9 protein-coding genes are annotated in these 10,157 nt (G+C 51.0%); 8 read left to right on the top strand and 1 reads right to left on the bottom strand.

What is annotated here, in order from left to right:
* Positions 1 to 675: 675 nt before the first annotated feature.
* The 8 genes from panB (at position 676) to AC0LWN_RS26950 (ending at position 9,341) form a co-directional block, all read left to right on the top strand.
* Positions 676 to 1,542 (top strand): 3-methyl-2-oxobutanoate hydroxymethyltransferase, encoded by an 867-nt coding sequence (gene panB / locus AC0LWN_RS26985; RefSeq protein ID WP_474670877.1) that lies wholly within the window; start codon positions 676 to 678, stop codon positions 1,540 to 1,542.
* Position 1,543: 1 nt separating this feature from the next.
* Positions 1,544 to 2,434 (top strand): pantoate--beta-alanine ligase, encoded by an 891-nt coding sequence (gene panC, locus AC0LWN_RS26980; protein ID WP_474670876.1) that lies wholly within the window; start codon positions 1,544 to 1,546, stop codon positions 2,432 to 2,434.
* Positions 2,427 to 2,810, top strand: coding sequence for an aspartate 1-decarboxylase (gene panD, locus AC0LWN_RS26975; RefSeq protein WP_474670874.1), 384 nt, complete (start codon positions 2,427 to 2,429; stop codon positions 2,808 to 2,810). The genes panC and panD overlap by 8 nt, the downstream gene beginning before the upstream one ends.
* A 107-nt stretch (positions 2,811 to 2,917) precedes the next feature.
* Positions 2,918 to 3,556: a tetratricopeptide repeat protein gene (locus tag AC0LWN_RS26970; RefSeq protein WP_474670871.1), complete on the top strand. Its 639-nt coding sequence runs from the start codon at positions 2,918 to 2,920 to the stop codon at positions 3,554 to 3,556.
* A 215-nt stretch (positions 3,557 to 3,771) separates the two neighbouring features.
* Positions 3,772 to 6,633 (top strand): ATP-dependent DNA helicase DinG, encoded by a 2,862-nt coding sequence (gene dinG, locus AC0LWN_RS26965; RefSeq protein WP_474670869.1) that lies wholly within the window; start codon positions 3,772 to 3,774, stop codon positions 6,631 to 6,633.
* 205 nt (positions 6,634 to 6,838) lie between these two features.
* Positions 6,839 to 7,492, top strand: a complete 654-nt coding sequence (locus AC0LWN_RS26960; RefSeq protein WP_458966652.1) for a redox-sensing transcriptional repressor Rex — start codon at positions 6,839 to 6,841, stop codon at positions 7,490 to 7,492.
* A complete protein-coding gene (locus AC0LWN_RS26955) occupies positions 7,479 to 8,780 on the top strand; it encodes an amidohydrolase (protein WP_474670866.1) in 1,302 nt (433 codons plus the stop codon). Before AC0LWN_RS26960 ends, AC0LWN_RS26955 begins: the two co-directional genes overlap by 14 nt.
* A 42-nt stretch (positions 8,781 to 8,822) precedes the next feature.
* Positions 8,823 to 9,341, top strand: a complete 519-nt coding sequence (locus AC0LWN_RS26950) for a cell wall elongation regulator TseB-like domain-containing protein (protein ID WP_474670865.1) — start codon at positions 8,823 to 8,825, stop codon at positions 9,339 to 9,341.
* A gap of 123 nt (positions 9,342 to 9,464) precedes the next feature.
* On the opposite strand, the gene AC0LWN_RS26945 is transcribed toward AC0LWN_RS26950, so the two are convergent.
* Positions 9,465 to 9,914 (bottom strand): ParB N-terminal domain-containing protein, encoded by a 450-nt coding sequence (locus tag AC0LWN_RS26945; protein ID WP_474670863.1) that lies wholly within the window; start codon positions 9,912 to 9,914, stop codon positions 9,465 to 9,467.
* Between the last annotated feature and the right edge of the window lie 243 nt (positions 9,915 to 10,157).

Below are 10,157 nucleotides of genomic sequence, written 5' to 3'. Positions count from 1 at the left end.
AATCGCCCGATATTTAGCACAAAAGGAGGCCCATGTTCTCCGTTTGTATATGAGTACCTGTGAAATTCATCTCATTGGACGCCGTTTGGATTTCCATTTAGCTTTTGCAGCTTAGAAATGGACTTTCTCAACAGTCTGAATTACTCCACTTCATTTTTGTTGAAGGGCCTTTCCCATAGATGGTTCATGGAAAAACTCCACTTATTTCCTTCTAAAATCACTGAATGGGTGGAAATGAAGCTGATTAAGTTCCCTTTTTCCACCTAATCACCAAAAAATCAATAAAACTTGCAAATTAGGTTTCCTTTTTCCACTTCATTTTGTTGAAGTAAGCGATTGGGAAGTCCTGAGCGTTGAACGCGTTCGAGTTGACAAGGGTTCCATCCCTTGTCAACTTTTTTTAGTGTAATTGCATAAAGATTTTGTTATACTAGGGGCAGAGGCGGTATCGCATGGTCGAACTGTACTCCGAATACACAGTTTTTCAGGAATTACCTTCATAACTGTATTTCACGGTTACGTTGGATTCTGCTCTGAGCCGTAAGGACCGAGACAGAAGGGACGATCGCGAGTGACTCTTTTTTGCCCTTCGGACCTTTTTAGCGGACCATGCTAAAAGGTTTTTTTGTTGCGCGTTTACGCGTGTATTAATCGCGAAAAGGGGAATGGGAGCAAATGGCTGACAAGAATGCGCTGAACATTGTGAAAATGAGAAAAATGAAAAATGATGGTGTGCCGCTGAGCATGCTGACCGCTTATGATTATCCTTCGGCCCTGCTGGCTGAAGAGGCGGGTATTGACATCATTCTGGTCGGTGACTCACTTGGGAATGTAGTGCTTGGCTATGATACTACTTTGCCTGTGACGCTAGAGGATATGGTGTACCATACCCGTTCGGTGAAGCGCGGAGCGCCGAATACTTTTATCGTAACGGATATGCCTTTTATGACCTATCACGGCAGCATTGACGAGACTTTGCGCGGCGTGCGCAGACTGATGCAGGAAGGACAGGCCCATGCCGTCAAAATGGAGGGCGGTCAGGAAATTTGCGCCACGGTAGCAGCCGTTGTCGCTGCCGGCGTGCCTGTGCTGGGCCATATCGGCCTTACCCCGCAGTCGGTTAATATGATCGGCGGGTACCGTATTCAAGGCAAGGATGCCAAAGATGCACAGCGGCTGATGGACGAAGCCAAGGCGCTTGAAGCAGCCGGAGCATTCGGGATTGTGCTGGAGCTGGTTACCGAAGAGGTGGCAGAGGCGATTTCCAAGGCTGTCAGCATTCCGACCATCGGGATTGGCGCAGGCCGGTATTGTGACGGACAGGTGCTGGTCTTCCATGATCTGCTGCGCTATGCTTCGCCTTACAGGGAGAAACGTTTTGTCAAAACCTATGCAGATGTGGGCAGCCTAATCCGTGAGGGGATCAGCAGCTATGTCCGGGAAGTGAAGGACCGCTCATTCCCGGCGGAGAGCCATGTTTTTAACGCTGAAGAGCACGTGCTGGAATCTTTATACGGCGCTGCGGGAAAAGGAGCGAAATAAAATGAGAGTAGTCAGAACCACTAAGGAATTGCGCGAAGCGCTGGAATATATGCGTATGGGAGGACATACCCCAATCGGATTTGTGCCGACGATGGGTTATCTGCATGAAGGCCATGCCAGCCTGATCCGCCGGGCGGGTGAAATGAGCAGCACCGTAGTGATGAGCATTTTTGTCAATCCGCTGCAATTCGGACCAAACGAGGATTTCGCCTCCTATCCTCGCGATGAGCGCCGTGATCTGGAGCTGGCTGAGCGTGAAGGGGCCGACATCGTGTTCATTCCCAGTGTGGAAGAGATGTATCCGCAGCCCATTCTCACTAAAGTATCGGTAAGCGCGCTTACCACCCAATTGTGCGGAGCTTCACGCCCGGGACATTTTGACGGTGTGACTACAGTCGTTAGCAAGCTGTTCAATCTGGTTCAGCCTGATTATGCCTTTTTTGGACTCAAAGATGCTCAACAGGTAGCGGTGCTGCGCCGGATGGTGTCTGATCTCAATATGAATGTGGAAATCATCGCCTGTCCGATTGTCCGGGAAGGGGATGGGCTTGCGCTCAGCTCCCGGAATGTCTATTTGAGCGGTGAGGAGCGCAATCAGGCACTTGTGCTGTCCCGCTCGCTTCGCGATACACGGCAGGCAATTGAGGAAGGCAAGGTCAAAACCGCAGATGAAGCGCGGCAAATGCTGGCATCGGTTATTTTGTCTTCGCCGCTTGCGGTCATTGACTATGTAGAGATTTTAACCTTTCCGGGCCTTGAAGCTCTGGAAGGCGGATCACTAATCAGCGATGCTGAGGGAGAGATCATTATGGCGCTTGCCGTGAAGTTTGGCAGAACCCGCCTGATTGATAATAATGTATTTACACCCAAGGAGGTTCACGCCCTTGTTTAGACATATGATGAAATCCAAAATCCACCGTGCCACTGTCACCGAAGCCAACCTGAATTACGTGGGCAGCATTACAATCGACGAGGACCTGATGGAAGCCGCCGATTTGCTGGAAAATGAAAAGGTGCAGATTGTTGACAACAACAATGGCTCCCGCCTGGAAACCTACGTGATTCCCGGTCCGCGCGGCAGCGGCGTGATCTGCCTGAACGGCGCTGCTGCACGTCTTGTGCAGCCCGGTGACACAGTGATCATCATCTCCTATGCCATGCTGTCCTCCGAGGAGCTGGCGGCCCATAAGCCGACGGTGGTCTTCGTGGATGCGGACAACAAGCCGGTCAAGCTGGCGGATCATGAGGTTCATGCCACAATTGCCTAACAGCTCAGCCATGTAATCAATGGCAGGGATGAAGCGGCCCGCTCCTGCGAAAAATGAAGGCAGGCAAGCTTAAGCTGATTTCATTTTCAGTAAGGGTGGGATGCTCCATGTTTCAACATTTATTTGCTGAGATGAACAAGATGCTTCAGGAAATCGCCGAAGACTTTCCTGCAGCGGAGGGTGCCCGCAGAAATGATCTTTTATGCAAATACAACATGCTGCACAGGCTGTCCGATGAAGTGATGGACGAGTGGCTGGCCTTTGCCGAGAAGCTGAGCCAATTCCGTGAAAGTGCGGATTTCTCAGCTCCTCCCGTGGAGGAGCCGCAAGCGGAAGCTCCCGAGCTGGCGATGGACTCCTTTGTCCGTGGACAGGGGTACTACAAGCTTCTGATGTACCGCAAATGCATTGACCAATTTAAGGAAGTCATTGCGCGGTATCCTGACAGTCTGGCGGCACGTTTGTATTTGGCGATGGCGTATTTGCAGGAGGGCGGGTATGATGCTGCCTGGGATCATCTGGACCACATGCTGGCCTTGATCCGTGAACGGAAGCTGAAGGCCATGATTTACAACGCGATGGGCTGCATCAGGGCCTCTCAGGAGCGCTTCAATGAAGCTCAGGAGCTGTTTGTCCTTTCCTTGCATCATGACCCCTTGCTCCGTGAGCCAAACGTCAATTTGGAGGTTTGCCGCAGGCGGGGAGGGAAGCTTGAGTTCGGAAATCAGCTGGTTTCGCTTTTGTAAAAATATAAGAAAGTATAAGTTTCACGCTATACTTTAGCCTTATATTTCTCGCTGAAACGGATGCCGTCCTTTTAAGGACGGCACAGACGTTTCCACTTGTCATTGTACATCCATATTGGGCGGTGCATCCAGCTTGGCTAGGGGGTGCATCGCCTTTTTTCGTAACTTCTGTTATGCTGATAAGGAGTCTCAAGTGAAAGGGAATTGAACTTATAATGAAATTTGCCGTGCTTGATTTTGAAACTACAGGAACCCAATCCGTGGGTGAGATCATCCAGGTTGGCCTTGCCATTATAGAAGAAGACCGGTCCATCTCCAGGGTTTACGGTTCCTATGTCAAGCCAGGAGCGCCGATACCTCCTTTTATTACAGGCCTGACCGGGATAACGGACAGCGATGTGCAGGATGCGCCGGAGCTGGACGAGATGATGATGGAGCTTGTGCCGCTGCTCGACGATGTCGTGCTGGTGGGCCATAATGTGGCGTTTGACTTTCACTTTTTACAGAGTGCGCTGGACCGGTGCGGGTATTTGCCGTTTCAGGGCCGGATTCTGGATACCATTGATTTTCTCAAAATTTGTTTTCCATCTCTGACCACGTATCAGCTTGGGGCGGTTAGCGCTCATTTCGGGCTTACCCATGAGCGTCCGCACCAGGCGGACAGTGATGCGCTGGCTACCGCGTTAGTGCTGCTGAGATGCCTGGAGGAGCTGTACAGCCTGCCTCTCTTGACCATTCAGCGCCTGAATGAGCTGTTCGCAGATGAGGATAGTGATCTGGCCTGGTTTTTTGACGGGCTGCAGCGGGAGCGGGAAATGGAGACCTTCCAGCCGGAAGGCGATCTTACCCTGTATCGTCAGCTTGCGCTGGCGGTAGGGGACTGGACGGAACTGGCGCCTCCCAGAGAGGCAGGAACCGGCAATCCTCTGCAGAATATTACCTTTAAGGAATATATGGAAGAGGTGACCAAGAGGCTCAAGGATACCTTGCCCCAATACGAAAGCCGTGAAGCCCAGGAGATTATGATTGGTGAAGTCATGGCGGCGCTTGAGGGCGACAAGCATCTGCTGATTGAGGCGGGAACCGGAACCGGCAAATCGCTTGGTTATCTGCTCCCGGCCATTTATCACAGTGTCCGCACAGACCAAAAGGTTATGGTCAGCACGCATACCATCAACCTTCAGGACCAGTTGCGTGAGCGCGACATCCCTCTGTTGACGAGTGTCGTGCCGTTTCCGTTTAAGGCAGCGATCTTCAAGGGCAGGGGGCACTATTTGTGTCTGCGCAAGTTTGAACATAAAATTAATAAAAAGGATTTCACAAGCGCCCGCGAAGAAGTGCTGACTGCGGCTCAAATGATCGTATGGCTGACCCAAACGGAGTCTGGCGACGATGAGGAGCTGAATTTGAACGGACGCAATGGTGATTTCTGGGAGACGGTGGCAAGCGACACAGATTCGTGTCTTGGGCGCTCCTGCCCCTGGTTCCGCAAATGCTATTATCACAGGGCCAAGCATGAAGCAGGCATCGCCGATGTCGTCGTAACCAATCACTCCAAGCTGTTCGCGGATGTCAAGGCCGGCCACCAGCTTCTTCCAGCCTATGAGCATCTCGTTATTGATGAAGCCCATCATCTGGAGGATATCGCGGGCAAGCATCTGGGGATGCAAATGAAATATTTCACTGTTGCCCATACGCTCACGCGCCTGTATAAGGACAGCAAGAGCGGCCAGCTCCCGGTACTGCGTCAAATGCTGCAGTCGTCAGGCAGTGAGCAGGCGGCGGAATGGAGCAGTGTAATCGACAGAATCTATCCCGATCTGCTCACAGTGAAGGAATCCTGGGACATGCTCAGCGATAAGCTGTTCGGCCTTCTGCCGGAGCGCAGCGATGCTGCAGCGGGCGAAGCGGGACAACTCGTTACACGCCTCCTGCCTGGCAGCAAACCGAAGGCGTGGGAGGAATTGGCCCAGATTGAGAACACCTTCAATCTCAGTCTCAGCGAAATTATCCGCAAAGGCGACAAGATGCTCAGCGAGATGCGTGATACGGAGAGCCAGTCCACTTCGGACAGTCTGGTAACGGATATCGGCGGATTGTTCAAGGATTTGGCTTCTATTCGCGAGCAGGTCCGGTTCTTTATGAATCTGAACGACGAGAATAATGTCTACTGGATGGAAGGCAGCAGCAATTACCGTGGCAAATCACTCCAGCTGTATGCCGTTCCGGTGGATGTCAGCGCCCAGCTCAAGGAGCTGTTTTTCGATAAAAAGAAAAGCATTGTGCTGACCTCCGCCACCCTCTCTGTAGATAAATCCTTCCAGTTCATGATTGATAATCTTGGACTTGCCGGGTCTGCAGAGGAAGGGCGTCTGATGACAGCCCTGCTTCCCTCACCGTTCAAGTACCGGGAGCAGGCGCTGCTGGTCATCCCGCGCGATTTTCCAAGTGTCAAAGGCAGTGTGGGCGATGCCCGGTTTGTAGATAAGCTGGTGCATTCGCTGGCCGAAGCTGCGGTGGCTACCCGGGGCCGCATGCTGGTGCTGTTCACTTCCTACAAAATGCTCCGCCAGGTTTATGACCCGCTGAAGGAGGCGCTCTCCTCAGAGGATATCAGCGTACTGGGGCAGGGCGTAGAGGGCGGCAGCCGCAGCAAGCTGATCCGGCGTTTTCAGGACAGCGCCGCTTCTGTACTGCTTGGGACGAGCAGCTTTTGGGAAGGTGTGGATATTCCGGGCGAGGCGCTGACCTGTCTGGCTATCGTCAGATTGCCCTTCCAGCCGCCAAACCATCCGCTTGCGGAGGCCAAGGCGGAGCTGCTGCAGGCGCAGAAGAAGAATCCTTTTATGAAGCTGTCTGTCCCGCAGGCGGTGATCCGGTTCAAACAGGGCTTTGGGCGGCTGGTACGTACTGCGCAGGACCGCGGCATCGTAATTGTATATGATACCAGAGTTATTGAATCTTATTATGGAAAGTACTTCCTGTATTCGCTGCCCGGACCCAAGATGGAGCATATGCTGACTGACCAGATGGTTCCGCGGATTGCCGAATGGCTTGAGGACGGCGGCGTTTCTTGAAGTTTTTTGAACCAGCTATAGTTTTTTTATAATATTCGGATTTGCTTGTACATTCCGTCCTTTAGCAGCCAGCTCAGTATGGGAGGCTAAAGGACGGCCCTATACTTACGAAGCACTAACAAAACTTAAACCAATGCTTACGAAGTGAGTTTGTACGAAGAATACCAAGGAAGCATCGCTATACAAACTTTGAGGAGGAGAAAATATGAAATCAGATAAAATATCGGAGGCCGTCGTTCGCAGACTCCCTGTGTACCTGCGATTCCTGAACGATCTCCAGAAGCGTGAAATTCCCACTGTCTCTTCTCAGGAGCTGGGGCAGAAGCTTGATCTTAATCCGGCGCAGATCCGCAAGGATTTGGCCTATTTTGGTGATTTTGGCAGAAAAGGCATCGGTTATGATGTGTCTTATTTGATCGAGAAAATCCGCCATATTCTAAAGCTGGACCAGCAAATTAACGTGGCGCTTGTGGGTGCCGGTAATCTTGGACACGCTTTATCAAATTACAATGCTTACTTGAAGGACACCATGAAAATCACCGCTGTATTTGATTCCTATGCACCCAAGGTAGGGCAGATGATCAACTCCCTTACCGTACAGCCGATGGAAGAGCTGGGCAGCACGATTCGTGAACAGGGAATCCGTATCGGAATCATCACGGTGCCTGACAGTGAAGCTCAGAACGTGGCCGACATTCTGATAGACTCAGGCATTGAAGCGATCCTGAATTTTGCACCGGTTATTTTGAAGACCCCGGCCAATATTCGCGTTCACGCCGCTGATTTTACAACTGATTTGCAGAGCTTGGCTTATTATTTGCATGACGGAAAGGACGAAGTGGAAGATGAGCAGCAATAAGACAGTAATTATCAACGGACGTTTTCTGGTTCCGGGAACGGATGAGCCGGTGCTGAGCGGTTATATGACCATAGAAAATGATCTTATCACTTACATAGGGGAAGAGAAGCCAGCCCTTGAAGCTGGCACACAGACTATAGACGGCAGCCGTCTGCTGTTTATGCCGGGTCTTGTGAATACACATGGGCACACGGCAATGTCGCTGCTGCGCGGTTATGGGGATGATATGGTTCTTCAGAGCTGGCTGCAGGAAAAGATGTGGCCGATGGAAGAAAAATTCACCGGAGAGGATGTCTACTGGGGAACCTCCCTGTCTGTGCTGGAGATGCTTAAGGGCGGGACAACAACCTTCCTGGACATGTATGATCATATGGACCGGGTCGCTGAGGTTACGGAACTGTCGGGTATCCGTGCGGTGCTGATGCGCGGCGTAATCGGCCTGTGCCCGGAAGAAGTGCAGAACCATAAGCTGGCTGAAGCGGTTGCTTTTGCCCGTAATTGGCATGGCAAAGCGGACGGAAGAATTACTACAATGATTTCGCCGCATGCGCCTTACACCTGCCCTCCGGACTTTTTCGTAAAATTCGTGCAGGCGGCTCATGATCTGGACCTGCCGATGCATACGCATATGTCGGAGACACGGCGCGAAGTGGAGCAGAATGCCGCGGATTACGGCCTGCGTCCGGTAGCACATCTGGAGAAACTTGGCATGTTCACACGCCCGTCCCTTGTCGCTCACGGTGTGCATTTGAACGATGAGGAGATCGAGATCCTTGCCCGCTACAACGTCGGTGTATCCCATAATCCGGGCAGCAACCTGAAGCTGGCCAGCGGGGTTGCCCGGGTACCGGAGCTGCTGCGTGCGGGTGTTAAGGTCTCTCTCGGAACCGATGGGGCAGCAAGCAACAACAATCTGGATATGTTCGAGGAGATGCGTCTGGCTGCACTGATCCACAAGGGCGTCAGCGGCGATCCGACAGCGGTTCCGGCCCCGGAAGCGCTGCTGATGGCGACCGAATACGGCGCGCAGTCGATTTTCCTGAACAATGTAGGCCGGCTTGCCCCTGGAATGAAGGCTGACTTCATTGCCGTTGATATTGATCAGCCGCATTTGCTTCCGCATTCTGACCTGCTCTCACATGTGGTGTATTCGGCCAGTGCGAAGGATGTGGCACATGTCTGGGTAGACGGCAAGCAGGTTGTGAAGAACGGAGAGTGCCTGACGCTGGACGAGGAGCAAATCCGCCGCAAGGCGCAGATGACCTTTGAAGGACTCCTGAAGCGCTAAATTAGCGCGACATGAGCAATTATATGGAGAGGGAGCTGTACTTTGAAGAAAAGGAGAAAATGGCTTCTGCTGGGAATATTCCTGTTTCTGCTCCTTCTGTTCGGATTAAGCCAGTTCTATGCTTACATTATGAAGGACCAGTGGAACGAACGCAGCGCAGCCCGGGATATCGCCAAAGCAAGGGCCGGCTTGACAGAGGTAACCAAGGCCCAAAAATCGGTCTGGGATGAAAATTCAGTGTATTGGGTGCTGACGGGCACAAATGACGCCGGAAAGCAGCTTATGGTCTGGGTCCGCTTTACCGTGGACGGCAAACCGGCCGGAGGCGACAACGGTGTGTATGCCGAAGAGGTGGACAAAGGAACCTCCGAGAAGCAGATCCGCTCGATTATAGCTTCGGAGCTTCCCGGGAGTACGATTAAGCGGCTGCTGCCGGGAGTGTACAACGGGGAATATGCCTGGCAGCTTTTTTATAAGCAGGACGGACGTTATTATTACAAGTTTTACCGTTTTTCCGACGGCAGTGCGATCGGTGATGGCTACAGCTTGCCGAATAGATAGAAAGGCGTGAACATATGAACAGCGGGTGAGACAGTATTCTGTCTGCCCGCTGTTTTGCGTTTTTTTACGATAGCGCAGCTTTTGATATATCTATTGAGGCAGGGCTGTCCTTTTTATTGTTCACTAGCTACCCTCCAGTTGACTCCATCTGCTTAAGTTACTCTGATTGTCGCTATCCCACAGAATTACACAACATTTGTGGTGATTAAGTCTTTTGAGCGCTTCATGTCTACCGTTTCCATCACTAACAATCAATTTTCCTTCACGGTGCTGAACGATTAAGGGAGGGTATTCCCAGCCCTTCTGAAGTAAATCAGATAATATTCCAACCCGTAATTCCCAATCCGCTAACGGATTATGATATTCCATGTCCTCTTCAGGACCGCAACATCTTTGAAGCTCATTTATTGGCAGTTGTACGGGACCAAGCCAATACCTTTTTTGAAGTTTCAAACCATCAGAGAAAGGAATATTATTTCCGCTCGTTCTCAGAAAAAGATGCACCCATTCTTCGGTACATCCAATTTTGGAAAATTGAATGGCTTCTTCTAAAGTGAATTTCATAGACAACATTGTGTTCTCCCCTTTACCTTTCTGATATATTCCAAGATTAACATCTCTGGCAACAAAAATGTATTTTGTACGCTTCATGCCTTCGTGTGTCATACAAAATCAAATCCAATATGGGGTAAGCCTGAGAGAAAGACCAGAAATTAGTATCGAAAATTTTAAATATATTCACACTTTTCTGCGAAATCGTATATACACCTGTGATATACTACTTCTTGTATTGAGACAAGCTTAATAGCATGTCAG

Source organism: Paenibacillus sp. sgz302115, assembly GCF_056120445.1.
Note: the sequence above shows the minus strand (reverse complement) of the source record. Positions and strands in the feature narration are given on the sequence as shown.

Bases quoted from the DNA above. Each gene is read 5' to 3' on its own strand.
- panB (WP_474670877.1), top strand. From the start codon at position 676: ATGGCTGACAAGAATGCGCTGAACATTGTGAAAATGAGAAAAATGAAA.
- panC (WP_474670876.1), top strand. From the start codon at position 1,544: ATGAGAGTAGTCAGAACCACTAAGGAATTGCGCGAAGCGCTGGAATAT.
- AC0LWN_RS26970 (WP_474670871.1), top strand. From the start codon at position 2,918: ATGTTTCAACATTTATTTGCTGAGATGAACAAGATGCTTCAGGAAATC.
- dinG (WP_474670869.1), top strand. From the start codon at position 3,772: ATGAAATTTGCCGTGCTTGATTTTGAAACTACAGGAACCCAATCCGTG.
- AC0LWN_RS26960 (WP_458966652.1), top strand. From the start codon at position 6,839: ATGAAATCAGATAAAATATCGGAGGCCGTCGTTCGCAGACTCCCTGTG.
- AC0LWN_RS26955 (WP_474670866.1), top strand. From the start codon at position 7,479: ATGAGCAGCAATAAGACAGTAATTATCAACGGACGTTTTCTGGTTCCG.
- AC0LWN_RS26945 (WP_474670863.1), bottom strand. From the start codon at position 9,914: ATGTTGTCTATGAAATTCACTTTAGAAGAAGCCATTCAATTTTCCAAA.